This window comes from Rhizobium oryzicola, assembly GCF_030504645.1.
Lineage (GTDB): Bacteria > Pseudomonadota > Alphaproteobacteria > Rhizobiales > Rhizobiaceae > Neorhizobium > Neorhizobium oryzicola.
In genome coordinates, this window is the sequence record NZ_JAUKWQ010000010.1 from 77419 (window position 1) to 103427 (window position 26009).

28 protein-coding genes and 1 tRNA gene are annotated in these 26009 nt (G+C 59.6%); 20 read left to right on the forward strand and 9 right to left on the reverse strand.

Features of this window, described 5'->3' with window-relative positions; all coding sequences use genetic code 11:
* Nucleotides 1-3: 3 nt before the first annotated feature.
* Entirely contained in the window at nt 4-456 is a 453-nt protein-coding gene (locus Q2T52_RS21890; RefSeq protein ID WP_302079009.1) for a thermonuclease family protein, read from the reverse strand.
* A gap of 88 nt (nt 457-544) precedes the next feature.
* Complete coding sequence (locus tag Q2T52_RS21895) at nt 545-2167, reverse strand: ABC-F family ATP-binding cassette domain-containing protein (protein WP_302079010.1); 1623 nt, start codon at nt 2165-2167, stop codon at nt 545-547.
* A 123-nt stretch (nt 2168-2290) separates the two neighbouring features.
* Here Q2T52_RS21895 and Q2T52_RS21900 point away from each other — a divergent pair, with 123 nt between their 5' ends.
* Complete coding sequence (locus Q2T52_RS21900; RefSeq protein ID WP_302079096.1) at nt 2291-2881, forward strand: IMPACT family protein; 591 nt, start codon at nt 2291-2293, stop codon at nt 2879-2881.
* 91 nt (nt 2882-2972) lie between these two features.
* Nucleotides 2973-3476 (forward strand): hypothetical protein, encoded by a 504-nt coding sequence (locus tag Q2T52_RS21905; RefSeq protein WP_302079011.1) that lies wholly within the window; start codon nt 2973-2975, stop codon nt 3474-3476.
* 25 nt (nt 3477-3501) lie between these two features.
* On the opposite strand, the gene Q2T52_RS21910 is transcribed toward Q2T52_RS21905, so the two are convergent.
* From Q2T52_RS21910 to Q2T52_RS21920, 3 genes are all read right to left on the reverse strand, one after another.
* Nucleotides 3502-3870, reverse strand: a complete 369-nt coding sequence (locus tag Q2T52_RS21910) for a thiol-disulfide oxidoreductase DCC family protein (protein ID WP_302079012.1) — start codon at nt 3868-3870, stop codon at nt 3502-3504.
* A 183-nt stretch (nt 3871-4053) separates the two neighbouring features.
* Nucleotides 4054-4416: a hypothetical protein gene (locus Q2T52_RS21915; RefSeq protein WP_302079097.1), complete on the reverse strand. Its 363-nt coding sequence runs from the start codon at nt 4414-4416 to the stop codon at nt 4054-4056.
* Nucleotides 4417-4653: 237 nt separating this feature from the next.
* Nucleotides 4654-4743 (reverse strand) — tRNA-Ser (locus Q2T52_RS21920).
* Nucleotides 4744-5053: 310 nt separating this feature from the next.
* Between Q2T52_RS21920 and rplU the strand changes: the two genes are divergently transcribed.
* The 14 genes from rplU (at nt 5054) to Q2T52_RS21990 (ending at nt 17092) form a co-directional block, all read left to right on the forward strand.
* Nucleotides 5054-5365 carry a 50S ribosomal protein L21 gene (gene rplU, locus Q2T52_RS21925; RefSeq protein WP_302079013.1) on the forward strand — a complete coding sequence of 104 codons (312 nt, stop codon included), beginning with the start codon at nt 5054-5056 and terminating at the stop codon, nt 5363-5365.
* Between the two features lie 38 nt (nt 5366-5403).
* Nucleotides 5404-5673: a 50S ribosomal protein L27 gene (gene rpmA / locus Q2T52_RS21930; protein ID WP_302079014.1), complete on the forward strand. Its 270-nt coding sequence runs from the start codon at nt 5404-5406 to the stop codon at nt 5671-5673.
* 134 nt (nt 5674-5807) lie between these two features.
* Nucleotides 5808-6443: a GNAT family N-acetyltransferase gene (locus Q2T52_RS21935; RefSeq protein ID WP_302079015.1), complete on the forward strand. Its 636-nt coding sequence runs from the start codon at nt 5808-5810 to the stop codon at nt 6441-6443.
* Complete coding sequence (locus Q2T52_RS21940) at nt 6440-7015, forward strand: GNAT family N-acetyltransferase (RefSeq protein ID WP_302079016.1); 576 nt, start codon at nt 6440-6442, stop codon at nt 7013-7015. Before Q2T52_RS21935 ends, Q2T52_RS21940 begins: the two co-directional genes overlap by 4 nt.
* A gap of 168 nt (nt 7016-7183) precedes the next feature.
* Complete coding sequence (gene obgE, locus Q2T52_RS21945) at nt 7184-8239, forward strand: GTPase ObgE (RefSeq protein ID WP_302079017.1); 1056 nt, start codon at nt 7184-7186, stop codon at nt 8237-8239.
* Nucleotides 8240-8243: 4 nt separating this feature from the next.
* The gene (gene proB, locus Q2T52_RS21950; protein WP_302079018.1) at nt 8244-9425 is read left to right on the forward strand and encodes a glutamate 5-kinase; all 1182 of its coding nucleotides are present in this window, start codon (nt 8244-8246) and stop codon (nt 9423-9425) included.
* Nucleotides 9415-10695, forward strand: coding sequence for a glutamate-5-semialdehyde dehydrogenase (locus tag Q2T52_RS21955; RefSeq protein ID WP_302079019.1), 1281 nt, complete (start codon nt 9415-9417; stop codon nt 10693-10695). Before proB ends, Q2T52_RS21955 begins: the two co-directional genes overlap by 11 nt.
* 6 nt (nt 10696-10701) lie before the next feature.
* Nucleotides 10702-11376, forward strand: a complete 675-nt coding sequence (locus Q2T52_RS21960; RefSeq protein WP_302079020.1) for a nicotinate-nucleotide adenylyltransferase — start codon at nt 10702-10704, stop codon at nt 11374-11376.
* 107 nt (nt 11377-11483) lie between these two features.
* On the forward strand, nt 11484-11867 hold the full coding sequence (rsfS, locus tag Q2T52_RS21965; protein ID WP_302079021.1) for a ribosome silencing factor: 384 nt from the start codon (nt 11484-11486) through the stop codon (nt 11865-11867).
* A 110-nt stretch (nt 11868-11977) separates the two neighbouring features.
* On the forward strand, nt 11978-12460 hold the full coding sequence (rlmH, locus tag Q2T52_RS21970) for a 23S rRNA (pseudouridine(1915)-N(3))-methyltransferase RlmH (RefSeq protein WP_302079022.1): 483 nt from the start codon (nt 11978-11980) through the stop codon (nt 12458-12460).
* Between the two features lie 112 nt (nt 12461-12572).
* Complete coding sequence (locus Q2T52_RS21975; protein ID WP_302079023.1) at nt 12573-13967, forward strand: murein hydrolase activator EnvC family protein; 1395 nt, start codon at nt 12573-12575, stop codon at nt 13965-13967.
* Entirely contained in the window at nt 13957-15288 is a 1332-nt protein-coding gene (locus tag Q2T52_RS21980; RefSeq protein ID WP_302079024.1) for a S41 family peptidase, read from the forward strand. The genes Q2T52_RS21975 and Q2T52_RS21980 overlap by 11 nt, the downstream gene beginning before the upstream one ends.
* 79 nt (nt 15289-15367) lie before the next feature.
* Complete coding sequence (locus Q2T52_RS21985; protein ID WP_302079025.1) at nt 15368-16552, forward strand: divergent polysaccharide deacetylase family protein; 1185 nt, start codon at nt 15368-15370, stop codon at nt 16550-16552.
* Nucleotides 16553-16561: 9 nt separating this feature from the next.
* Entirely contained in the window at nt 16562-17092 is a 531-nt protein-coding gene (locus Q2T52_RS21990) for an RNA pyrophosphohydrolase (protein WP_302079026.1), read from the forward strand.
* Here Q2T52_RS21990 and Q2T52_RS21995 read toward each other — a convergent pair.
* Nucleotides 17028-17912 (reverse strand): LysR family transcriptional regulator, encoded by an 885-nt coding sequence (locus Q2T52_RS21995; protein ID WP_302079027.1) that lies wholly within the window; start codon nt 17910-17912, stop codon nt 17028-17030. The two genes, Q2T52_RS21990 and Q2T52_RS21995, sit on opposite strands and share 65 nt — an antisense overlap.
* A gap of 90 nt (nt 17913-18002) precedes the next feature.
* Between Q2T52_RS21995 and Q2T52_RS22000 the strand changes: the two genes are divergently transcribed.
* Nucleotides 18003-18962: a quinone oxidoreductase family protein gene (locus Q2T52_RS22000; protein ID WP_302079029.1), complete on the forward strand. Its 960-nt coding sequence runs from the start codon at nt 18003-18005 to the stop codon at nt 18960-18962.
* 50 nt (nt 18963-19012) lie between these two features.
* Here Q2T52_RS22000 and Q2T52_RS22005 read toward each other — a convergent pair whose 3' ends face one another.
* Complete coding sequence (locus Q2T52_RS22005) at nt 19013-21532, reverse strand: ATP-binding protein (protein ID WP_302079030.1); 2520 nt, start codon at nt 21530-21532, stop codon at nt 19013-19015.
* Nucleotides 21529-23679: a GGDEF/EAL domain-containing response regulator gene (locus Q2T52_RS22010; protein WP_302079031.1), complete on the reverse strand. Its 2151-nt coding sequence runs from the start codon at nt 23677-23679 to the stop codon at nt 21529-21531. The genes Q2T52_RS22005 and Q2T52_RS22010 overlap by 4 nt, the downstream gene beginning before the upstream one ends.
* A 339-nt stretch (nt 23680-24018) precedes the next feature.
* Here Q2T52_RS22010 and Q2T52_RS22015 point away from each other — a divergent pair, with 339 nt between their 5' ends.
* Nucleotides 24019-24234, forward strand: coding sequence for a hypothetical protein (locus Q2T52_RS22015; protein WP_302079032.1), 216 nt, complete (start codon nt 24019-24021; stop codon nt 24232-24234).
* A gap of 59 nt (nt 24235-24293) precedes the next feature.
* On the forward strand, nt 24294-24656 hold the full coding sequence (locus Q2T52_RS22020; RefSeq protein ID WP_302079033.1) for a hypothetical protein: 363 nt from the start codon (nt 24294-24296) through the stop codon (nt 24654-24656).
* Nucleotides 24657-24660: 4 nt separating this feature from the next.
* Here the strand turns inward: Q2T52_RS22020 and Q2T52_RS22025 are convergent, their stop codons facing one another.
* Nucleotides 24661-24879 carry a DUF1674 domain-containing protein gene (locus Q2T52_RS22025; RefSeq protein WP_302079098.1) on the reverse strand — a complete coding sequence of 73 codons (219 nt, stop codon included), beginning with the start codon at nt 24877-24879 and terminating at the stop codon, nt 24661-24663.
* A 114-nt stretch (nt 24880-24993) separates the two neighbouring features.
* Between Q2T52_RS22025 and htpX the strand changes: the two genes are divergently transcribed.
* Nucleotides 24994-25953 (forward strand): zinc metalloprotease HtpX, encoded by a 960-nt coding sequence (htpX, locus tag Q2T52_RS22030; RefSeq protein ID WP_302079035.1) that lies wholly within the window; start codon nt 24994-24996, stop codon nt 25951-25953.
* Nucleotides 25954-26009: the final 56 nt, after the last annotated feature.

The following is a 26009-nucleotide window of genomic DNA, read 5'->3' on the forward strand; positions in this document are numbered from 1 at the left end:
GCGTCATTCGTCGCGACACAGATCGAACTTGCGGCCATGGCCGCTGTAGCGTGCTCCAAGCCCGGCAGCGAGTAACTTCGCTGCCGGGTTCGTTCCGTCCTCCAGCGCCACATCGGCTACGATCCGCCCGAAATACTTGTCGGCGGAAATATGAGTCAGTTTAATTTCGGATGTATCGGCAATCATGCTTTCCAGTGCATCCCGTGCCGCCTCCGCCGCCTGCCGCCCCGTTTCGCAGCGCGATTTCAGTTCCGGCGTGTCGATGCCTCTGAGCCGCACAAAGACTTCGATCGATTGCTGGGGCCAGGGTTTTGCAGAAACAAGAATGGTGTCTCCGTCGACCACTCGGATCACCTCCGCCTGGACCGGCCCCTCAACCACAGTCTCCGCCAACGCGGGCGTGGCGAGAGACGTGATAATCAGGGGCAGGAGGAGGACAGGGAATCGTGTTTTCATGAAGAGGAAGATATTCCTCATTAGTCATGGTCGTCAATGGGAATAATTGCCTATTACTTTTCCAAGTTCGGCAGTAAGAACTTGGAAACTATCCCCGCACGCCCGGCGCTTCCTGACCGGTGCGTTCCACATATTCCGTATAGCCGCCGCCATATTGGTGGATGCCATCGGGCGTGAGTTCCAGAACACGATTGGAAAGCGCGCTGAGGAAGTGGCGGTCGTGGCTGACAAAGAGCATGGTGCCCTCATACGTCGAGAGGGCCTTGATCAGCATCGCCTTGGTGTCGATATCCAGATGGTTCGTCGGTTCGTCCAGCACCAGAAGATTGGGCGGATCGAACAGCATGGCGGCCATGACAAGACGCGCCTTCTCGCCACCAGACAAAACGCGGCAGCGCTTTTCCACGTCGTCGCCGGAGAAACCGAAGCAACCGGCAAGCGCGCGCAGCGGCGCCTGTCCCGCCTTGGGAAAACTTTCCTCCAGCCAACCGAGAACCGTGCTTTCGCCGTTCAGCACGTCCATGGCATGCTGCGCGAAATAGCCGAGCTTCACGCTGGCGCCGATGTTCACAACGCCCTTATCCGGCTCTGTAGTACCGGTGACGAGTTTCAGCAGCGTTGATTTTCCCGCACCATTGACGCCCATGATGCACCAGCGCTCCCGCCTGCGCACCATGAAATCGAGACCTTCATAGATCACCCGGTTGCCGTAGGCCTTGTCGACGCCCTTGAGGCTCACGACATCTTCACCCGAACGGGGCGCCGGCAGAAAATCAAAGGCCACCACCTGACGGCGGCGCGGCGGTTCGATGCGATCGATCTTGTCGAGCTTCTTGACCCGGCTCTGTACCTGCGCCGCATGGGAGGCACGTGCCTTGAAGCGCTCAATGAACTTGATTTCCTTGGCAAGCATCGCCTGCTGTCGTTCGAACTGGGCCTGCTGTTGCTTCTCGTTCTGCTCGCGCTGGCGCTCGTAGAAGGCGTAGTCGCCGGAATAGCTGTTGAGGCTGCCGCCGTCGATCTCGATAATCTTGGTCACGATCCGGTTCATGAACTCCCGGTCATGCGAGGTCATCAAGAGCGCGCCGTCATAGGTCTTGAGGAACCCTTCCAGCCAGATCAGGCTCTCGATATCCAGGTGGTTGCTCGGCTCGTCGAGCAGCATGACATCTGGCCGCATCAAGAGAATGCGGGCCAGCGCCACGCGCATCTTCCAGCCGCCGGAAAGACGACCGACATCGCCGTCCATCATCTCCTGGCTGAAGGAGAGACCGGCCAGCACCTCGCGTGCCCGGCCTTCCAATCCGTATCCATCCAGCTCTTCGTAACGCGCCTGCACCTCGCCATAGCGCTCGATGATGGCTTCCATCTCGTCCATCCGGTCCGGATCGGACATGGCGGCTTCCAGTTCCTGCAGTTCGGCTGCCACTTCGCTGACGGGCCCTGCCCCATTCATCACCTCGGCCACGGCGGAATGACCGGACATCTCACCGACATCCTGATCGAAATAGCCAATGGTGACACCCTTCTCGACCGAGACCTGCCCCTCATCCGGCAGTTCCTCTCCGGTAATCATGCGGAACAGGGTCGTCTTGCCGGCACCGTTCGGCCCCACAAGACCGATCTTTTCCCCCTTGTTGAGGGCGGCCGAAGTCTCGATGAAAAGAAGCCGATGACTGTTCTGCTTGGAGATGTTTTCGATGCGGATCATGGTGCGGATAGAAGCCCTGTCAGAAATCGCCGCCCTTATGGCATGACTTCCCCCATCTGTCGCGCCTCTGTTGCGGTGCAAATCGGCTTTGCAGTTGTCTCCACCTTCGCTAAACGGTTCCACATGTTTACCCTCAGCGACATCCACACTGCCGAACACGAGATCAAGCGCAGCCGCTTTATCGCCTTTGCCGGCCCTGTTTCGGACGAAGCTGCGGCCAAAGCCTTCATAGCCGAGCATAGCGATGGCAATGCCAACCATAATTGCTGGGCCTGGCGGCTGGCCCAGAACTATCGCTTCAGCGATGATGGCGAGCCGAGCGGAACGGCGGGCAAACCCATCCTGCAGGCGATCGACGGGCAGGATCTGGATGGTGTGGCCGTGGTGGTAGCGCGCTGGTTTGGCGGTACCTTGCTCGGCAGCGGCGGACTGATCCGAGCCTATGGCGGCACGGCGGCGGAGTGTCTACGGCTTGCGCCCAAGAGCCGCCTCATCGCCATGACCGCGCTATCGGTCACATTGCGCTTTGCGGATCTGGCCGTGGTGAAGGCGCGGATCTCTGCCATTGCGGATAGTCAGATCGTTTCGGAAGTCTTCACCGATACTGGCGCCAGACTGGATGTAAGGGTCCCGAGGGATTACGCTGCGGATATGATTGCGCTGGTGACCGATCTGACAGCAGGCCGGGCAGTGTTTGAAGATCTCGATCGTTGATCGCGGATGTGTGGGTCCGCCTTGCAGAGGTGCGAGGGGGAACGTTCGAAAGGCTCGCGTGTTGTCCTCCATCAACCAATTGGAGCTTCCCATGCGTCGTCTTTTTGCTGCTGTGATTGCCTCTGCGATGCTGGCGCCCGCTGCGGCGTTTGCCTCTGAAGAAGCCTTTCTGAAATCAATCGAAGGCCGGTGGACCGGCGGTGGCATCGTGTTGCAAAACCTCGGTGGACCGAAGGTCAATGTGTCCTGCAACATGCAGTCGATGGCGTCTGCCCAAAGCTATTCCATGGATGGGTCTTGCCGTGCACTCGTGGTGGTGACGCGCAGCTTCAACGCTCGGGTCAAGGCATCCGGAACCTCTTATGCCGGAACCTATGTGGGGGTTTCCGGCAAAGCCTCGACGCTGAGAGGCAGCCGCAGCGGAAACACCATCAACTTGGATGTGACCTGGGCTAACGAAATCTATGGTGATCGCAAGGCGACCATGACCATCCAGAAGGTGGGCGATAACGGTCTTCGTATCCGCACCATCGACAAGGATCCGAGCTCCGGCAAAACGGTGGTGACCACGCAGCTGGATTTGAAACGCAGCTGAAAGATGGAGCGCACATAAGGGTTCGTCAGCCTTTGCCGGCCTTATGCATCCATGCCTGAAGCCTTGGTCGGATTCGCAGAAATGCCAGATAGGCAGCTTCGAAGATCGGTGTGAGAGGCGGCCATCCCGCCAGCATGCCCAGCACTTTAAGACTCGGTATCGTCCGCCACATTGCCGCAAAGGCTGCTGCACCGGAAATCAGGCGCCCATTTTCCATGGCGTGAAAGCGCGACAGAATTTCCTGCCGATCAATTGGGCAGCCTGCCTTGGGATCGCAGGCATCAATGAAGTGGATAGCACTGTGCCTGTCGAGCCGGCGAAGCCAGGCGATCTCGCGTGCGCAGAGCGGGCACTGACTATCATACCAGACGGTCACACGTGGCTGTTCGCCCATGCGGTCTATCCTCGCTCAGTTGCGGAACACAAGCAGATGCTGCGTTTCAACCTTACGCTAGCTTCACCGATCTGGACCACAATGGTTCAGCGCCAAATAACCCCGATGGGTGCAAAGACCATCTTTGCACCCCAAGCGACTGAAGACGTTGCTGACAGGTTCGACTCAGCCCATCTGCTGATGTCATGCCTCCACAGGTTCCCGGACGTCATCCAGGAGAAAATGCACCACCACGTAATGGGTTGTATAGCGATGACCACTATCCGAGGCGTCCTCGACGCTGCCGCCATCGGACGGATGCCAGGTCTTGTAGTGCGGATTGTTGGTGATCAGCGTAATGGCCTTGCCCGTAAGTCGTCCGCCAAGGCGATAGCGAGCCTCGGCCAGCGGCCAAATCTTCTCGAAGTCCTGTTGCGTGATGCGAGCCCTCAGGGCCTTGCGCGTTACTGACTTTTCAGGCGGGCTATTGCCTTGCGTTACCGGCGAAATATGAAGCTCCGTCTCTTCTGCGCCATCCAAAAGAGCGGCGAATTCGTCTGGCCACATGCGTTTCACGTATTGCTCCTCCCAAAGCCATCCGTTCGTTACATCAAGGATAGTAGCGCTAATGCGGTGGGAGGCAATGAAATAAGAGCTTCGTTATGAAGCCTCAGCAACAAACCATTGCGACGCAAATGTGAACATGCAGAGTGGCGCTGTTTGAAACTTGGTTCAGGGGACGTGAGGCGCAAACCAACTGCGCGTTGATTGCCAATGCCTAATTATCTGACGATAAAAATGGCATGGCGGAGAGGGTGGGATTCGAACCCACGATACGGTTGCCCGTATGCCGCATTTCGAGTGCGGTGCTTTCGACCACTCAGCCACCTCTCCGGTCACATTGGTCGGCGCAAGCTTGCGCGGGCTGTCTCATAGCGATGATCGTTCGGACTGGCAAGGGCGAAATCGCAAAGTTTTCCGCATTTTGCCTTGACACTTCACAAGCCCTCACGTAAGCCCGCACGTCATCAGGCGTGGAAAAGGGTTTCCTCGTCTTTGTCCTCTGCGTCATGCGGGGGATTTCACCGGCAGACCGGTTCTGAAGAGTTTATCTTTCGAATCCTGCTCAACGTAGACTGATAAAAAGACGGCCGCTTGTTCTGATCGAACGGGCAGAGCCGGATCGAACATGAAAGGATAAAATATGTTCGCAGTCATCAAGACCGGCGGTAAGCAGTACCGCGTGGCGGCCAATGATGTGGTCACCATCGAAAAGCTCGACGTCGCCGCTGGCGAAGTCATCGAATTCAACGAAGTCCTGATCATCGGCGAAGGTGCCGATGCCAAGGTTGGCGCGCCTTTCGTGGCTGGCGCTACCGTCAAGGGCGAAGTTGTCGAGCACAACCGTGGTCCGAAGGTTCTGTCCTTCAAGAAGCGTCGTCGTCAGAATTCCAAGCGGATTCGCGGCCATCGCCAGCACCACACCGTTGTTCGTATCACCGACATCGTCGCTTGATCGTTTCAGGATTTTCGAAGGTTTAAAGGAGAACTCCAATGGCACATAAAAAAGCTGGCGGTTCCTCGCGCAACGGTCGCGATTCTGAATCCAAGCGCCTTGGCGTGAAGAAGTTCGGCGGCGAAACCGTCATCGCAGGCAACATTATCGTTCGTCAGCGCGGCACGCAGTGGCATGCCGGCGCCAATGTCGGCATCGGCAAGGACCATACCCTCTTTGCACTCACGGCCGGCAATGTGAACTACCGTACGAAGGGTAACGGCCGAGTATTCGTGTCCGTTATGCCAAAAGCGGAAGCCGCGGAATAATAGCCGGTAGCGCGTTAAAACAGCCGGCGTCTCATCGACCCGGCTGATACCCGCAAAAGGTTCAGACCAGAAAAAAGGGAAGATGGGACGTCACCCACCTTCCCTTTTTCTTTGCCCCACAGGAGGACTGAACCATGCAAGCGGAAATGTTAAGGAGCGGCCAAAGCCGGTCGCCCGAAGAGCGGTTGAGACCGCAACGGTTAAGGAGCGATTGCCCCGTCTTATTGTCGCAGAGACTGGTTCTGCGCAAACCCCATGAAGACGATATCGACGCCCTTTCCCATCTCGCCAACAATGCGGCTATTGCGACCATGGTGTCGCGCATGCCGCACCCCTATACGGCAAAAGACGCTGCCGACTTCGTGCGACGCACGAAAATCGGCGGGATTGGCAAGTGCGTCTATGCCATCACACGAGCGGATAACGGGGCTTTTCTCGGTTGCTGCGGTCTCGAACCGCATCCGGATGACCCTCTCACGCTTGAAATGGGCTATTGGCTTGGCGAACCTTACTGGAACAACGGCTATGCCACGGAAGCAGCGCATGCGCTGATCGACATGGCATTTCGCTCGCGCGAGATCGATCAGATCGATGCGCGGTGCCGGGTCACCAATGTCGCGTCTCGCCGGGTCATCCAGAAGTGCGGCTTCCAGTTCCAGGGTTCCGGCATGGTCGGTTCGCTGGCGCTGGGCGGCATGGTGCCGGTCGAGTGGTTCCGGCTGGACCGCAAGACCTGGATGTCACTGAAGAGCTGGGGGGAAATGCGATGATCGCTATTCGCTCGAAGCCCCAGGCCCTTGCACAGACGCCTGGCCCCTGCCCCATCATCGAAACGAACCGGCTTGTGCTTCGGCCCCACCGGATGAGTGATGCGGATGCGATAGCAAGTTCGCTGAACGATTGGCAGGTGGTGCGCATGCTGGCACGCGTCCCCCTGCCCTATAGCCGGGATGACGCGTTCGACTGGTTGAACACCATCCGGTCCGGCACCCTGCCGGACTGGTGCCTGGCGATCACGGAAGGCGATGGCGTCCATATCGGCTGCGTCAGTCTGGAGATCAGGCATGGGCACTGGCATCTCGGTTATTGGCTGAACCGCTTCTACTGGGGTCACGGCCTGATGACGGAGGCGGTTTCCGCGGTGATTGAACGTTTTCTGCGGCGCATGCCGCAGACGGACATTCATTCCGGCGCCTTTGCCGATAACCAGGCGTCGCTGCGTATCCAGGAAAAGCTTGGCTTTCGGATCCAGCGCTGCTCGGACATCTACAGCCTCTCGCGCAGCGCCATGGTGCCGCATCTGGAAACACGGCTGAGTGCCGAGAACTTTCAGCGACCGTGAGGTTGATGAGGTGCAGGCGGCGGGATGCGTTTGCGTTCCGCCGCCGCATGCAACATGAAACCCAACGATAAGCTTTGACCTTCAGGGCCAGCAGCGATATCGAAAACCGACAGAAAAAAGCTGGCCGCGCAATATTACGCCGCCAGAATAGAAACGAACGGCACTCTGATGAAATTTCTCGATGAAGCAAAAGTCTATATTCGCTCCGGCGATGGCGGCGCAGGCGCAGTCTCGTTCCGGCGCGAGAAGTTCATCGAGTTCGGCGGTCCTGACGGTGGTGACGGCGGACGCGGCGGCGATGTCTGGGTGGAAGCCGTCAATGGCCTCAATACGCTGATCGACTTCCGTTTCCAGCAGCATTTCAAGGCGGGCATCGGCGTTCACGGCATGGGCCGCAATCGCACGGGGGCGAATGGCGCCAGCGTGACGCTGAAGGTGCCGGTCGGCACCCAGATCCTGGAAGAGGATAATGAGACGCTGATCGTCGATCTCACCAAGGAGGGCCAGCGTTATCGTCTGGCCGCCGGCGGTAATGGCGGCTTCGGCAATGCCTATTTCAAGTCCTCCACCAATCAGGCACCGGATTGGGCCAATCCCGGTCTTCCCGGCATTGAAAAGACCATCTGGCTGCGTCTGAAGCTGATTGCGGATGCCGGTCTCGTTGGTCTGCCGAATGCCGGCAAGTCCACCTTCCTTGCAACGGTCACCCGCGCGCGGCCGAAGATCGCCAACTATCCGTTCACGACGCTGCATCCGAACCTTGGCGTTGCCACCATCGATGGCCGCGAATTCGTGCTGGCCGATATTCCGGGCCTGATCGAAGGCGCCCATGAAGGCGTCGGCATTGGAGACCGTTTCCTCGGCCATGTGGAGCGCACGCGCGTGCTTCTCCATCTTGTTTCCGCGCAGGAAGAGAAGGTCGGCAAGGCATACAAGACTGTCAAGCACGAGTTGGAAGCCTATGGCGGCGGCCTGGAAGACAAGGCCGAAATCGTCGCCCTCTCCCAGATCGATGTGCTGGACGAGAAGGAGTTGAAGAAGAAGGCCAAGGAGCTGGAAAAGGCCTGCGGCCAGAAGCCGTACCTGATTTCAGCTCCCATTGGCCTTGGCATGACGGATGTTCTGCGCGCGCTGCGCGATGTCATTTTGCGAGAAACTGACGTGACGGCCCTGCCTGATCGCAGCATCGGCATTGAAGATGACGTTGCGGATGACGAGGATTGATACAATGGCAACCGGCCGCAAACCCCTTGCCGCCCATCGGCGGATCGTCGTCAAGATCGGTTCGGCCCTGCTGGTCGATCGCGCCAGCGGCCTGAAGAAGGACTGGCTGCATTCCGTCTGTGCCGATATCGCGCGTCTGAGGGCCGAGAATGTCGACGTCCTCGTCGTATCATCCGGTGCTATTGCTCTCGGCCGTACGGTTCTGGATCTCGCACCCGGCGCTTTGAAGCTGGAGGAAAGCCAGGCGGCGGCGGCGGTCGGACAGATTGCGCTGGCGCGCGCTTGGTCGGAAAGCCTGTCGCGCGACAATATCGTCGCGGGTCAGATCCTGCTGACGCTCGGCGATACGGAAGAGCGGCGGCGCTATCTCAATGCGCGCGCGACGATCAACCAGTTGCTGAAGCTCGGTGCGGTTCCGATCATCAATGAGAACGATACGGTTGCCACCTCTGAAATCCGGTATGGCGACAACGACCGTCTGGCGGCGCGTGTTGCAACGATGACCGGCGCCGATCTCTTGATCCTGCTCTCCGATATCGACGGGCTTTACACTGCGCCACCGCATCTCGACCCGAAGGCTGAATTCCTGCCGGTTATCCCAGCCATTACGCCTGACATCGAAGCCATGGCGGGTGGGGCAGCCTCCGAACTGTCACGTGGCGGCATGCGCACCAAGATCGATGCTGGCAAGATCGCGACTGGTGCCGGCTGCGGCATGATCATCGCTTCGGGCAAGACACAGAATCCATTGCAGGCGATTGAAACGGGCGCGCGTTCCTCCTGGTTTGCGCCATCTGGAACGCCTGTCACGGCCCGCAAGACCTGGATTGCCGGACAGCTGCAGCCGGCTGGCGAGTTGACTGTCGATGCCGGTGCCGAACAGGCGCTGGCACGGGGAAAAAGCCTTCTTCCGGCGGGCGTTCGCTCCGTGTCGGGTTCGTTCAGCCGGGGCGATACGGTTGCCATCATCGGCGCGGAAGGCCGGGAAATCGCACGCGGTCTCGTCAGTTATGATGCCGAGGAAGCGCGCCAGATTGCCGGTCGCAAATCGGCAGAGATTGAAGAGATCCTGGGTTATGCCGGTCGTGCGGCCATGGTGCATCGCGACGATCTGGTCGTCACGGGCGTGATTGCCAAGGCAAAGGCGAAAGAAGAGACGGAAAAGGGCGCTGTCCATGCTGGATAAGGTCGCGACTGACAATGTCGAACAGCTGATGCAGGATATCGGCAACCGTGCCAAGAAGGCTGCACGGCTGCTGGCAACGGCGACGACGCAGGCGAAGAATGCTGCGCTGAACGCAGCCGCCGACGCCATTCTTGCTGCAACGCCTGATATTCTCGCGGCGAATGCTGAGGATCTCGCCAATGTGGAAGGCAAGGGCTTGCTGCCCTCCTTCATCGATCGCCTGACGCTGAACGAGAAGCGGGTGGCGGAAATGGCCGAAGGCCTTCGCGCCATCGCGGCCCTGCCCGACCCGGTCGGCGGCGTCATTGCCGCCTGGGATCGTCCGAATGGTTTGCAGATCGAGCGCGTGCGCACACCGTTGGGCGTGATCGGCGTGATCTACGAAAGCCGCCCCAATGTGACGGCGGACGCCGGTGCGCTTTGCCTCAAGGCGGGCAATGCAGTCATTTTGCGCGGCGGAAGCGATTCGCTGCTTTCATCGCAGGCTATCCATCGCTGCCTGTCGGTTGGATTGGCCAAGGCTGGACTTCCAGTTGATGCGATCCAGATCGTGCCGGTGGGGGATCGTGCAGCCGTGGGTGCCATGCTGTCCGGTCTCAATGGCGCTGTCGACGTCATCGTGCCGCGCGGTGGCAAGAGCCTCGTTGCGCGCGTTCAATCGGAAGCGCGGGTGCCGGTGTTTGCCCATCTGGAAGGGCTTTGCCACATCTATGTGGACGCCTCTGCCAATCTCGACATGGCAGTCAAAATTGTGCTCAACGCCAAGATGCGCCGCACCGGTATCTGCGGCGCGGCCGAGACGCTGCTCATCGACCGCAAGGTCGTCAGCACGCATCTGAAGCCTATCCTGGATGCCCTTGCAGCCGCTGGCTGCGAAATCCGCGGTGATGAGGCGGTATTGGCGGCCTATCCCGGTGTTACGGCGGCGCAGGAAGAAGATTGGCGCACGGAATATCTGGATGCGGTCATCTCAGTCGCTGTCGTCGAGGGCATCGATGGCGCGATCAACCATATCTCCACTTACTCCTCTAACCATACGGAGGCGGTCATTGCTGAAGACGCCGATGTTGTCGCCCGCTTCTTCAACGAGCTGGATTCAGCGATCCTACTCCACAATGCCTCGACCCAGTTTGCCGATGGCGGCGAATTCGGCATGGGCGGCGAAATCGGCATTTCCACGGGCAAGATGCATGCGCGGGGACCTGTCGGCGTCGAGCAGTTGACCTCGTTCAAGTACCGCGTGCACGGCACCGGCCAGACGCGGCCCTGACACAAGGTGAGTGTGGAGGGGGTCGACAAGCATTATCTGACCATGCCGCGGGCGGAAGCCGGCATGGTCGTCGGGCTGTTCGGCGGTTCGTTCAACCCGCCGCATGAGGGGCATTTGCTGGTGGCGGAAATGGCCTTGAAGCGTCTTGGCCTCGATCAGCTCTGGTGGATGGTGACGCCCGGCAATCCCCTGAAAAGCCGCTCCAACCTTCTGCCATTGCAGGAACGTATTGCGCTGAGTGAAGCGCTGATCGAAGATCCGCGCATCAAGGTGACGGCGTTTGAGGAAAAGCTGAATACCAGCTTCACGGCCGAAACAGTAGCGCATGTGGTGGCGCGCAATCGCCGCGCCCATTTCATCTGGGTCATGGGTGCCGATAGTCTGAAGACATTTCATCGCTGGCAGAAATGGCGCCAGATTGCCGATACCGTGCCGATCGCCATCATCGATCGCCCGGGGGCGACCCTCTCCTTCCTGTCATCGGCTGCAGCGCGCGCCCTCCATTTTGCCAGGGTGCATGAAAACGAAGCGCTGCACTTATGGCGCAAGCGCCCACCGGCCTGGACCTTCCTGCATGGACCGCGCTCCCCCCTGAGTTCCACCGCCATTCGAGCGGGTTACAAGGCAGAGACGGGCGATGATGAAGCGAATGCGGCAAAATCCGATCTCTTGAAAGATTAACCATTCGATGCCACCTTACTGAGGTGAGCGATTTGCGTTCGCTCGCCGCAAGTGTCTGTTCTTGGAAGAAAGGATCAACCCTGACAACAGTACACGCCAAGGGAAGAATGCCTGCCATTCCCCCGAAGAGCCTGGAACGTGGCGCCGATGCCGCTGCCCGTGCTCTTGAACTGGTCCTCGCAAGCCTCGAGGACTCCAAAGCCGAAGACATCGTCACCATCAACATTGCTGGGAAATCCGCGCTGGGCGACTACATGGTGGTCGTGTCCGGACGATCGAACCGGCATGTCACGGCCATCGCCGAGCATCTTCTGTCGGACCTGAAGGATGAGGGCTTTGGCAGCGCCCGCGTCGAAGGCCTCGATAGCGGCGACTGGGTGTTGATTGACAGCGGTGACGTCATCATCCATGTGTTCCGACCGGAAATCCGGGAGTTCTACAACATCGAAAAGATGTGGGCGGCTCCGGACGAGGAAGAAACACTGCACTGACGGTTGATGGCCCCGTGCCTGATGCCTTTCAGTGTTCACGGCGATTGATGCGGTTGGGCTCGTGCTCCGCCGAAAGGTAAGCTCGGTCGCCGAGAGATAGGCATTCGGACATGCGCATCACCCTATTTGCCGTGGGACGGCTGAAGGCCGGACCCGAGAAGGATCTTGCATCGCGTTATCTGGACCGGTTCGCCAAGGCCGGTCCGGCGGTGGGCCTTGAGTTTGCGCGTGTGGCGGAGATGGCGGAAAGCCGTGCATCCAGCGCCGAGACGCGCAAGCGCGAAGAAGCGGCGATGCTGGACAAGACGCTCAGCGAAGGCAGCGTTCTCATTCTTCTTGATGAGCGCGGCAAGGCGCTCGACAGTCCCGCCTTTGCCGATCTGCTGGGTCGCTACCGCGATCAGGGCAAGCGCGACATGGTGATTGCCATCGGCGGTGCCGACGGGCTGGACCCTGCTCTTTATTCCCGCGCCGATGCCACCATCAATCTGGGGTCCATGACCTGGCCGCATCAACTCGTGCGCATCCTGATCGCCGAACAGCTTTATCGCGCCGTCACGATCCTTTCCGGTCATCCCTATCACCGCGTCTGAGGACATCGCCGACCGGAACACGATGTTGTTTCTGGTATCGTTAAGCAAATCGGCTTAATCTCCGACGATCGAGGGAAGCGTGCGGGACGGAATGCGGGACGCAAGACATGGCATGAAAGCGCTGCGGCCGCTGCTTTTTGCAGGCCTGTGCCTTTCCGTGTCGGTACCTCCGATTGCTGCCCAGACAACAGCCAGCCTGCCCTCCCCGGCACAAACCGAAACGCCTGCGCAGCCAAGCGATGGTGAGGTTTCCGTGGCGGCGCTGGAAAAGAAGCGGGATGAGACGCGCGCAGAATTGCAGGACCTGTCCCGCACCATCAGCCTTTCCACGGACAAGGCGCAAGCCATCGAGCAGACAATCGCGTCCCTGGACAAGAGTTCTGCGAGCATCCGTCAGGCGCTGATCGAATCAGCCAGCCGGCGCAAGGAGTTCGACGCAAAGATCCGCGACAGCGAAAAGAAGATTGCCACCATGCGCGTGAAGGAGGACGGCATTCGCGCCTCGCTTCGTGAACGTCGCGGCGTGCTGGCCGAAGTGCTGGCCGCGTTGCAGCGCATGGGGCGCAATCCGCCCCCTGCTCTTCTGGTCACGCCAGAGGATGCGCTGGCTTCGGTTCGCAGCGCCATTCTTCTTGGTGCAGTCGTCCCCGGCATGCGCGCGGAAGCCGATGCGCTGATGGCAGATCTTCACTCGCTGGCCACGTTGCAGGTAGATGCACTGGTGGAGAAGAACAAGGCGGCGGACGCTATGGCAGCCAGCCAGGAGGAAGACCGGCGCATGCAGCTTCTGCTGGCGGAAAACGACAAGCAGAATAAGGTCAACAGCGCCGATCTTTTAACCGAGCGACGCCGTTCCGAGGAGCTGGCCAGCAAGGCGACCTCTCTTGAGGGGCTCATTCGCTCGCTCGAAGGGGAAATTTCCTCCGTGCGGGATGCGGTTGAAAAGGCCCGCCTGGAAGAGGAGCGGCGCAAGCAGCTGAGCGACAGTGAACGCGAGAAAGCACGCCAACTGGCGGACAGTGGTGTGCCCGACAAAAACCGCATTGCGCCCGCATATCCCTTCGCGAGCCTTAAGCAGAAGCTGGATCTGCCGGTGGGTGGCGATGTGCTTCGGGCCTATGGCGATCCGGATGGAACGGGACATTCCGCCAAGGGTATCACGGTCGCCTCCAATGCCGGCGCGGTCGTCACGGCACCTGCCGATGGGCTCGTTGTCTTTGCCGGCGCCTTCAGAAGTTACGGACAAATGGTGATCCTGAACGCAGGCGATGGATATCACATCGTGTTGACCGGCATGGAGAAGGTCAGCGTGCGGCAAGGCAAATTCGTTTTTTCAGGTGAACCCATCGCTACGATGGGCGAGAAAAGAGTGGCAAGCGCAACTGCGTTGGCGCTGGAAACGGATCGCCCGACGCTTTACATTGAATTCAGAAAAGACGGCACACCGGTCGATTCGAAACCGTGGTGGACCGAAAAGGAAACTGGAAGGGCACGAAATGATTCGTAGGGCTTCTCTTGTCATTGTTGGGGCGTTGCTTGGCGCAACTGCAATGAGCGTCGTTTATTCGGCCGGCGTGCCCGCCCAGGCCGCAGGGTCTTCAACCTATCGTGAGCTTTCGATCTTCGGTGATGTGTTCGAGCGCGTCCGCGCCCAGTATGTGACGCCGCCGGATGAGCAGAAGCTCATCGAAGCCGCCATCAATGGCATGCTCTCCTCGCTTGATCCGCATTCCAGCTACATGAATGCCAAGGATGCTGCCGACATGCGCACCCAGACCAAGGGTGAGTTCGGCGGGCTCGGCATCGAAGTGACGATGGAAAACGAGCTGGTGAAGGTCATCACCCCCATCGATGACACGCCTGCTGCAAAGGCCGGCGTTCTCGCTGGCGACTTCATCTCCGAAATCGACGGCAAGCCGGTCCGGGGCCTGAAGCTCGAAGACGCCGTCGAAAAGATGCGCGGTGCGATCAACACGCCGATCAAGCTGACGATCTTGCGCAAGGGCGCCGACAAGCCGCTCGATATCACCGTCGTGCGTGACGTGATTGCGGTGCGTGCCGTCAAGTCGCGCGTTGAAGGCGGCGATGTCGGTTATCTGCGCGTGATCTCCTTCACCGAGAAGACCTATGACGATCTCGAAAAGGCCATCAAGAAGATCAAGGCGGAAGTCCCGGCTGACAAGCTCAAGGGCTATGTTCTCGACCTGCGCCTGAACCCGGGTGGTCTGCTCGATCAGGCCATCAATGTTTCGGATGCCTTCCTGGAGCGCGGCGAAGTGGTTTCCACCCGTGGCCGTAATCCGGAAGAAACCCGCCGCTTCAATGCCGGTCCTGGCGACCTGACGGATGGCAAGCCTGTCATCGTGCTGGTCAATGGCGGTTCGGCTTCGGCTTCGGAAATCGTGGCCGGTGCGCTGCAGGATCTCAAGCGTGCGACCGTCGTCGGCACGCGTTCCTTCGGCAAGGGCTCCGTCCAGACCATCATCCCGCTGGGTGATGCCGGCGCGCTGCGTTTGACCACGGCGCTCTATTACACGCCGTCGGGCAAGTCGATCCAGGGCACCGGTATCAAGCCGGATATCAAGGTCGAGCAGCCGCTGCCGGCGGACCTGCAGGGCAAGATCCGTCCCGAAGGCGAATCCAGCCTGCGCGGCCATATCCAGGGCCAGAGTGAGACGGAGGAAGGTTCTGGCTCGGCCGCTTACGTTCCGCCGGAAGCCAAGGATGACGTTCAGTTGAACTACGCACTGGATCTGATGCGTGGCAACAAGACCGATCCGAGCTTCCCACCGCAGCCGGACAAGGCTGCGGCTGCGATCAAGCCCTGACCTGCGGCGCATTGCCATAACTCCTTCATTCGGGTCGGGCAGTTCTTCTGCCCGACCTTCTTGAATCCGGACGGAACCCTTGGGCACAGATCTATACGCTCCGCTCGGACAGAATCGGAAAGGCAAGGGCAAGCCTCCGCGCCGCCCGTCTCTTCGCCTGGCTGCCTTGGCGCTGGTCGCCGCAGCCGTTCTTGGCTTTTCCTTCTATCTCGTTCGCGCCCCGTCGGGGCTTGAGAAGGCACCGCCTGTCTCCGTGCAGGTGGCGGCCAAGCCGGAAGCCGCGCCTCCTTCGGATACGCCGGTTGCTGACAAGAAACAGCCGTCGCAGTCATCGAAGAACGGAGCCAATGTCGAGCGCACTGTCATGGACGACGGATCGGTGGTGACAAAATTCTCGCCGCGTCCGCGCGATGGGTCCGGTCCTCTGATCATCGATGCGCAGCGGATCGGGCAGGACCCGCGCATGGCCGCCCAGCCCAATGACGACCTTCTGGAGGAAAGCCCCTTTGGCCGGCTGCCGATCAAGGGGCCGGATGGTTTGCGTCCCATGGATCAGTATGCGCGGCCCTGGTCCGGCGCGCGCGGTAACCGCATTGCCATTGTGGTCGGAGGGCTTGGCCTCAGTCAGACAGGCACGCAACGGGCCATCAAACAGCTCCCGCCGGGCGTGACACTCGCCTTTGCCGCCAGCGGTAATAGTCTGCAGCGCTGGATGCAGGAGGCGCGCCGCAGCGGCCATGAGCTCCTGATGCAGATCCCGATGGAGCCCTTCGATTATCCGAACAACGATCCCGGACCGCTGACACTGATGACAGGCCAGCCGCAAAAGGAAAATCTGAAGCGTCTGCACGAGGCCATGGGCAGGATCACCAATTATACGGGCATCATGAACTATCTCGGCGCCCGCTATCTCTCCAATGCGGATGCGCTGGAGCCGGTCCTGCGCGATATCGGCCAGCGCGGTCTTCTCTTTCTGGATGACGGTTCCTCCGCCCAGACGGTGACCGCAAAGGTTGGCAAGCCGTTGAACGTGCCGCATGGCTTTGCCGATCTGACGCTTGATACGCAGGTGAACAAGCAGGCGATCCTGCGCAAGCTGGATGACCTTGAACGGATTGCACAGCGCAAGGGCACCGCGATTGCCGTTGCCTCCGCATTCGACGAGACGATCGACGCCGTATCCGAGTGGGTTTCCGAAGCGGAGGGCAGGGGGATCGAACTGGTGGGCGTATCTGCGCTGGTCTCCGAAGCCAACGACAATTGAGAGGAAGACATGAGCAAGCATCATAAGGTTTCGGCGGAAGACCTGCCCTATCGCCGCTGTGTGGGTATCATGGTGTTGAACCGGCAGGGTTTAGTCTGGGTTGGTCGCCGTGTATCGGAAGGCAATACGGAATCGGATGGGTCGCCACAGCTCTGGCAGATGCCGCAGGGCGGGATCGATGACGGGGAAGATCCGCGCGAGGCCGCTTACCGAGAGCTCTTCGAGGAAACCGGGATCAAGTCCGTTTCGTTCCTTGCGGAAGCAACGCGCTGGATCAATTACGACCTGCCGGACCATCTGATCGGCGTTGGCCTCAAGGGTAAATATCGCGGTCAGACACAACGCTGGTTCGCCTTCCGCTTTGAGGGGGATGAAAGCGAGATCAATATCGAACATCCGCCGGCTGGCCAGCATCAGGAATTCGAAGAGTGGGACTGGAAGCCCATGCAGGATCTGCCCGGTCTGATTGTCGCCTTCAAGAAGCCGGCCTATGAGCAGGTGGTGGCTGAGTTTGCCCATCTCGCGGGATCGACTGCCTGAGATGATCAACGACGGCACGGATACGGGGCGTGTGCTGCATATCGCCGTGCATCACCAGGAAGACGTCGCGGATCAAGGGTGAGGCATCGGGCAGGGCGTTGGTCAGTGGCAGGCCCTGAACGATGAAATCCGGAAGCATGGCCACGCCTGCGCTACCGACAGCGAGGTTTGCCTGGATCGATACATCGCTGGAACTGAAGCCGTAATGCCCGTTGCCCACAAGCGCATCCAGAGCCTTCTGTTGCGGTGACGTGCGTACATCTCCATCGGATGCGATGAAGATCCAATCCTCCCGTTTCGTTCTTGAGAGATAGGCCGGGTTTGCGTAAGGCCGAAAGGCGATCTCCATCAATTTGACGCGCACCAATTCCGGATCTTCCGGATAGCTGAGACGGATCGCTAGATCGGCTTCCCGTCGTTCCAGCGAGGCGTGCCGCGCTTCACCAAGGATGCGTACCGTCAGATTGGGGTGGGCGGCCCCAAGCCGTGCGAGGTGAGGCGCCAGCACATGCGCGGCAAGGGCGGGCGGCGCGGTAATGGTGACGTCCCCGGTCAGCCCCGCCTGGGCGGCGTCGGCTATCCGGCGCACTGCATGGCTTTCCACTTCCATCCCCCTGGCGACGACGGCAATTCTCTCGCCCTCTGGTGTGAGAGCAAGCCGGCGCCCACGCCGGTCCACCAGCTTCACCTTGAGCGATGCCTCGAGTGCTTCGATGCGGCGGCTGATGGTGGCATGCTCCACACCCAGCTGCCGCGCGGCTGCCAGCAAGCTACCCTTTTCGGCAAAGGCTGCGAAGTGACGCAGGTCATCCCATTCCATTGATCATTTTTTCCCAATCGTTGTTCGATTTCTGGGAATTTTCGCACAAGCCTGTTGGGCCGTACAGTGCTGACCAAAAGGAGAACCTCAATGTCCTATGCCATGCACTTTACGAAGACCGGCGGCCCCGAGGAACTGGTGCGCGCCGATCATCATCCATCCGCACCACAGGCGGGAGAGATCCTCGTCCGCCAGGAGGTGATCGGTCTCAATTTCGTCGACGTCTATTATCGACAGGGTCTCTATCCCCTGCCGCTTCCGGGCATCCCCGGCATCGAGGCGGTGGGTATCGTTGAAGCGATCGGTCCCGATGTCACGAACCTCGAGGTCGGGCAACGGGTCGTCTATGCCGGCGTTGTCGGCGCCTATGCGGATGTGAGACTGTTGCCGGCCTGGCGCGCGGTGCCGCTTCCGGACACGGTACCTTCGGAGCTGGCCGCATCCATGATGCTGCGCGGATTGACGGCCCATATGCTGCTGAAGCGCGTCTATCCCGTCGCGCCGGGCACGGTGGTTCTCGTTCATTCGGCGGCTGGCGGATTGGGGTCTGTGCTGATCCCATGGGCGAAGCACCTCGGTGCCGAGGTGATCGGGACGGTCAGCTCGCCGGCCAAGGCGGAGCTGGCGCGCGCCAGCGGCGCCGATCACGTGATCGTCGGCCGAGATGTCGACTTGAAAGCCGAGGTGATGGATCTCACGAAGGGCGAGGGCGTGCATTTTGCGATCGATGGCGTGGCGGGCAACCTGCTTGCCAAAACTCTTGCATGCATTCGTCCCTTTGGTGTCCTTGCCAATGTTGGCCAAGTCGGGGGCGTGGCGCCACCGGTGGCGGTCGAAACCCTGCGCAACGTTTTCCTCGGTCGCCCGAGCGTGCTTGCACATGTGGCAGACAAGGCCACCTACGCGACGGCTGCCTCCGAAACCTTGGCGATGATGGAGAGGGGGCTCTTCAAGACCGGCAATCGGCGCTATCGTCTGGATGCGGTTGTCGATGCGCATCGAGATCTCGAAGCCGGTGTCATCGAAGGAAGCGCCGTCCTGCTGCCCTAAAGCATCGCGTCTCGGCAAGTGCATGGCGATGTGCCGGCACTTGCCGAAGATCAGGAAGCCTGCTTGCGTTGCGTCAGTTCGCTGCGGAAGCGATTGAATTCCGTTGCAAGCACGTTGAGGTGCTCCTCGCCCCGGGTGGTCAGGTCTGGGTCGTTGATTTCGCGCCATTCCAGGCACATCTGGTAGATCCGGAGCGCTCCGACGTTTGCGGCAGCGCTGCGCAGCGCGTGGGCATGGTCACGGAAACCATGGACATTTTCCTCAGCCACTGCCTGCGAAAGAGCCATGAGAGCGTCGGCGGAATCGTCGATGAACTGGGTCAGCAGGGCGTCCACGAATTCCGGCCCGCCGAGCTTTTCGAGAGCCGAGCAGGTGGCCTCGTCGATGACCGGGCGTTCATGCTCGATAATGTCTTCGGAGGCGGCTTGCGCTGCATGTTCTTCCGCGGCGGGAAGGACTTCACCATCTGCGTCGCCATCCATGAAGCTGTCGACGACAGCCAGGAGCCGCTTGGCTTCAAGGGGCTTTGTCAGGCAATCATCCATGCCGGCTTTCAGGCAACGCTGTTTTGCTTCGCCTGTCGCGTCGGCGGTCACGGCAATGATGGGGATCGGCTTCGTGCCAAGCGACGCGAACCGGTAAAACTTTGTGGCCTCGATGCCGTTCATGACGGGCATGTTGATATCCATCAACACGAGATCCAGATTGCCCTTGAGCATCCGTTCCACGGCAGCTTCGCCGTTTTCCACGACTTCGAACCGGTGCCCGCCACTCTCCAGGATCTTTCCAAGCACCATCTGATTGGTCTTGTTGTCATCAGCGATCAGGACGCGCGCCTTGCGCAGCGGCTTGGAAGCGGTCTCCTCCACAGCCTCTTCGGAATTCTCTCCGATCACCAGACCCTGCAGATGGTGCCAGGTGGCCGTATCCTGCGGCATCAATGTGCGGAAGAAGAGATCGCGCAGAGCAGTGGTCAGCGTCACCTTTGCATCATCGCGCTGGACCAGCACAAAAACGGGCTCGTCCTCGCTTTTGTTGGGACGCTGCAGAAGGGCACGCACCGCCTTTGCCGGTGAGGGCTTTCTGAATGCCGAGTCGATAAGCACGACGGGGCGGACGGTCTCCACCCGGTAATGATCGTCGATCGCAGCATTCAGCGCATCAAGGCTCTCCACGTGAACCACCTGTTCCGCACCGTCGCAGTCGATCGGTCGGTCTGCCAGCAGGATGACGCTAGACAGGGGTTTGCGCGCTGTGTCTTCTTCCGGAATATCAACGGGAAGATAGAAAGAGAAGGTGCTGCCTTCGCCGAGTGCGCTCTCCACGCTGATGTCGCCGCCCATGGCACGCACCAGTTGTCGAACGATCGCAAGGCCGAGACCAGTGCCGCCGAAGCGATCGAGGATCGTTCCGTCCGCCTGTGTGAAGCGTTCGAAGATCCGGGCATGAGCTGCCGGGTCGATACCAATGCCGGTATCGGAAACGGAAACGTAGAGAATGCCGCCAGCGCCGTTCGGCGTGAAGTTCAATTCGAGGCGCACATGGCCGCTTTCGGTGAACTTCACCGCATTACTGGAGAGATTGAGGAGGATCTCTTCCAGATGGCGGCGGTCCGCAATGACGCGATCGGGGACATCAGGTCCCACATGCAGCGCAATGCGCAGCCCCTTTGCCTTTGCGCCCACATTGATGATGGAGCGGACATCCGCCAGCAGCGAGGAGAGCGTTACCACATCGGCGCGCACTTTCGTCTGCCCAGCTTCGATACGCGAGAAATCCAGCACAGCCTCGATGAGAGAAAGCAGAGAACGCCCTGAGCGGCCGATGGTTCGCACCATGTCCTTCTGGTCCGACTTCAGCTTAGTGTCGACAAGCAGATCGCTTAGGCCGATGATGGCGTTCAGTGGCGTGCGCAGTTCATGGCTCATGCTGGCCAGGAACAGGCTTTTCGCCTTGCTGGCTTCTTCCGCTTCCCGCTTTGCTTCCGAGAGTTTTCGGATCAGCTTCGAGGTATAGGCGGGAATGACGATGAGGGCCGCAACAAGGCCAATCGCGAAATTGCTGTGTTCGCTCCAGTAGGGCGTGGTCACATACACGCAACCAAAGCCGATGACGGCCGCTGCAGCCGCCAGCGCCAGATAGGTGACGCCGAAGCGGAAACCATTGCCCAACACAGCCCAGAAGTAGACGAGGAAGAGGGTCGCACCCGCTTCGCCACTGATATGCATGCCGTAGGAGAAAATGCCGATATCAGCGACGATGCCGACCATGCGGCGGATCGGGCTGACCCCCGGATGCAACAGAATATGCAGAAAATGCGCGGCGGCAATCAGCTCGAAGATCACCACGGGCACGCCGGCCAACGCAAGCGCCATGGCTGCCGATTGCGAGCCCAGCATGCTGGCCACGAAGAAATAGATGATGATCCCGGAAGACAGGATCAGGCGGTTCGCCGTCAGTTCATGCTCCGTGTCGGGTCGATCGCGCAGCATCACCCGCATCAGGTTGAGCGACACGCCGAAAGGCTGGCGGAACAGAAGCTGGATGGAGAGGCGGCCGGAAACGATCATGCGCTCAGCTCAAGCTTTCGATGAGAGCGGACAAGGTTAATGAAATCCTGCGATGGCATCGGCCGGCCATAAAGATAGCCCTGCATGATATCGCAACCGTCCGCCCGCAGCAGGCTTGCCTGCGCTTCGGTTTCGACGCCTTCCGCCACGACCGACAGGCCCAGGCTGTGGCCAAGGTTGGCAACGGTGCGAACAATGGTGTGATCACTCGGATCTTCCACCATATTGCGCACGAAACTCTGGTCGATCTTGATGCGGTCTATCGGGAACTGCTTGATGTAGTTCAGCGATGAGTATCCGGTGCCGAAGTCGTCGATAGAAATGCCGACACCGAGATTGCTGATCTGCCGCAATGTCGAAACCACATCCTCCGTATTGTCCATCACGATCGTTTCAGTGATCTCGATTTCCAGAAGCCGGGGATCAAGTTCACTGCTGCTCAGCGCTTTCAGCACCAGGCTTGCCACATTGACCCGGCGGAACTGGATGGGCGACAGGTTCACACTGATGCGAAGATCGCCCAGACCCTGCCGATGCCAGGATTTTGCCTCCCGGCATGCCTCATGGAGAACCCATTCGTTCATCGGCACGATGAGGCCGTTTTCTTCCGCCCGCGGAAGGAATTCGCCGGGCGGAATCAGGCCCTGTTCCGGGTGTTTCCAGCGCAGCAGCGCTTCGGCACCCAGCACGGTGCCCGTTTCTGCGGAAATCTGTGGCTGGTAGTAGAGCACGAATTGCTGCTGCTCGATGGCGGTTCGAAGCTTGCCATCCAGGACGGCATGATTGCGCATCCGGTCTGCCATGTTCGTCTCATAGAGACGAAACTGGTTTCCGCCGCTGGCCTTGGCCTGGTACATGGCCAGGTCCGCATTCTTGACGAGCTTGCTGACGTCGGTTCCATCGATCGGGTGAAGCGTGATGCCGATACTGGCGCCGCAGGAAAACCGCTTGCCGCCATAGATGAAGGGCATTCCGACCGCGTCGATCACCTTCTGTGCCATGGCGCTCGCATCGGCCTCCCCGCCGACGGAAACCTGCAGGATGGCAAATTCATCCGCACCGAGCCGCGCCACCATATCGTCTGACCCAACCAGGTTGCGCAAACGCTCGGTGATCTCCTTGAGGAACGCATCACCGGCATCATGGCCCAAGAGATCGTTGATGCTCTTGAACTCGTCGATGTCGATGAAATGCAGGGCGAAGGTTCTGTCGCCGCGGCGCGCACGTGCCACCTCGCGCCTCAAGCGGTCGTAGAGGAAGTTGCGGTTTGGCAGGTTGGTCAGCGCGTCGTGGCGTGCCGCATGCAGCAGATATTCTTCTGCGCGCTTGCGGTCGGTAATATCGAGCGCGCTGGTGAGCACGCCGACGATGATATCATTGCTGTCGCGCAAGGGCGACTTGGTGGTGAGGAAAACGCGCTTCTCGCCAGTCGCGCTCGTCAACTCCCGTTCGAAGCTTGGCAGTGCCTGACCGGTCTTGATGACCTTTCTGTCCAGCATGCGGTTTGGAGCCGCCAGATCCGGATCCACCAGATAATCGCTGCTTTTGCCCACCAGGCTTGCTGGGTCCTTGCCGGAAAATGTGCCGACGAAAGCATTGGCGAAGAGAATGCGCCCGTTGCAGTCGCTGGCGCTCACCATGGCCGGCACCGTATCGATGACCTGGGCAAGGCGTTCCGAGCTGTCACGCAGTACCGCCTCGCGGGACAATTCGCTGCTTGCCAGTTCGCGGGCCAGGTTCTTGGCACGGGATTCAAGCAGGATCTGCTGCTTGCGGAGTTTCAAAAGATTGCGAGCGCGGGTCACAAACTCCTGGTGATCAACGGGGCTCTGCAGGAAGTCCGTCGCGCCAGCTTCCAACGCATGCATTCTAAAGCTGCGTTCTTCGTAAACGGTGATGACGATCACTGGGATGTCGGAAAAACCGTTTATAGCTCGGAGGTTGCGAATAAAGCCGGCACCGTCCATGCTGGGCATCTTGTAGTCGGTAACGATGAGATCCGGAACAAGGCCCGTCTGGAATTCCGCGAGGGCGAGTTGCGGATCACCATAGACACGGATCGTTATCCCGTCTTCGATCGAGGATGCGAGCCTCTCGAAAATCCGGCGGTTGGTCTCCTGGTCATCGAGAATGGCAATGAGCGACATCAATGGGTTCCGACAACATCTCGGGGATGCGTTTGAGTTGAGACAAACATGCCACTCCGGAATCCATAGATCCCCGCACCGTCCGACATTGAAGCAATGACCTGTTAAGATTTTGCTACTGGTGCAGTTCACATTGTCTGCATGAGATTCAAACCAGCACAATGGTTCATAGGTGTTCCAAAACTGCGTTGCCATCATAACACACAAGCGGCTGAAGCACGCACTGGAGTGCCTTTTCTTTGACGGAAACAATCCCCGAAACTAACATTCTCCGGTGTAGCCTGATTTGGCCGTGGCGAGATCAGGATGTCGCATGGCCAGGATTGCCGGGGGAGTGGCATGCCGTTTTCATCCTACGACACCTTGGAGGAAAAGGATCTGTCGCTGCTTCGCCAGGTCCTCGAAGAAGTGTGCACCGAAAAGTCGATAGCTCTTGAAAGCGATGAGGCCGGTGATATCGCACGCTCGCTGGTGGATTGGTACCTTTTCGGCATTCGACATCCTGAGCAGCTGAAGCAGATGCTGGCGCCGCTTCCCGCCAACCCCGAAGAATGAAGTTTAACTCGCAGCATTCGGAACGTTCCGGTCTTGCATGTGAAGCCGGCGGCAAGGCTATGAAAAAAAACACCAACACTGATCGACTTGCCGAGCTTCTGAAGCATTGGAATCGCGCGACACCAGAAGAGAAAGCCATCTTTCTCGTGCGCATTGCAGCAGATCCATCGGATGCTGATGATCTGGACTCACCTCCGCGCGCGAATCCATTTTCGGAAAATGGCAGATATCTTTCGGCTCAGACGAAATCGCGGATTGAGGCTGTCATGCGCCGCCGTTCCATAACACCATCCGGGGTGATGCAGGAGATGGGTTTTTCCCCTCAGGACATTTCGCTCACACTTGCTCTTGCGCGAGGGTCCAGTCTGCGACTGAAGGTCATGCAGGCGCTGGAGTTCTGGCTCAGCGAACAGGAAGGGTGATCGTTCAGAAATCGATCGCTCGGCCTTTGATTTCCCAATCACCGAAGCGTGCGGGATCAGCACCGCCGCGCCCGCCGATTTCCGGCGGCATCTCGGTTTTCTGTTCTTGGCGGCGACGTTCTTCGGCTTCCTGCAAGGCGCGCTGCGCCGCAGGTGAAAGCACCTTCTTTTCGGCCAGCTGTTCCTGGCCGTCTTCCCGGTTGTCGTTATCCGGCGTCTGCATGGCAACCACCCGCTCACATGGCAATGATATTGAAAACGAGGCCCAAATGACCACATCGTTGGGAGGAATATAGTCGCTGCAGGTCAGCCAGACCACCCTTCATCGGAGACGACCATGAACATGATCCGTACCGCCATGCTCCTGGCCTTCATGACCGCCCTCTTCATGGGCGTCGGCTTCCTGATCGGAGGACGTGGCGGCATGATGATCGCCTTCCTGATTGCGGCGGGCATGAACCTGTTCTCCTACTGGAACTCGGATCGCATGGTTCTTTCCGCCTACCGGGCGCAGGAGGTTGACCAAAACAACGCGCCCGAGTTCTACCTCATGATCCGCGATCTCGCAGCCAATGCGGGCCTGCCGATGCCGCGCGTCTATGTCTATGACAATCCGCAGCCCAATGCCTTTGCCACGGGGCGCAACCCGGAAAATGCGGCCGTCGCGGCATCCACAGGCCTTTTGCAAAGCCTGTCACCGGAAGAGGTAGCGGGTGTGATGGCGCATGAACTGGCGCACATCCAGAACCGTGACACGCTGACCATGACGATCACGGCAACCCTTGCCGGTGCGATCTCGATGCTTGGCAATTTTGCCTTCTTCTTTGGCGGCAATCGCGAAAACAACAATCCGCTCGGCTTCATCGGGGTGCTGGTTGCCATGATCGTGGCGCCCTTTGCAGCCATGCTGGTGCAGATGGCGATCAGCCGGACCCGGGAATATTCTGCCGATCGTCGCGGCGCCGAAATCTGTGGCAATCCGCTGTGGCTCGCTTCGGCGCTCGGGAAGATCGCGGGTGCCGCCCACCTCATTCATAATGACGATGCAGAGCGCAATCCCGCGACCGCACACATGTTTATCATCAACCCGCTTTCGGGCGAGCGGATGGACAACCTGTTCTCCACGCATCCGGACACGCAAAACCGCATTGCCGCATTGCAGGCCATGGCGGGTGAATTCGCAACGGCCTCGACGCCCGGCTTTTCCGCTGCTAGACCCACGCGCAGAGCGCGCACCGTGCCCACCACGGGATATGCGCACCCCCATGACGAACCGCGCAAAGGTCCCTGGTCTTGACCACTGAAAAAAAGCAGGCAGCACAACGAGGTCAGGCACGCAAGGGTGGCGGCAAA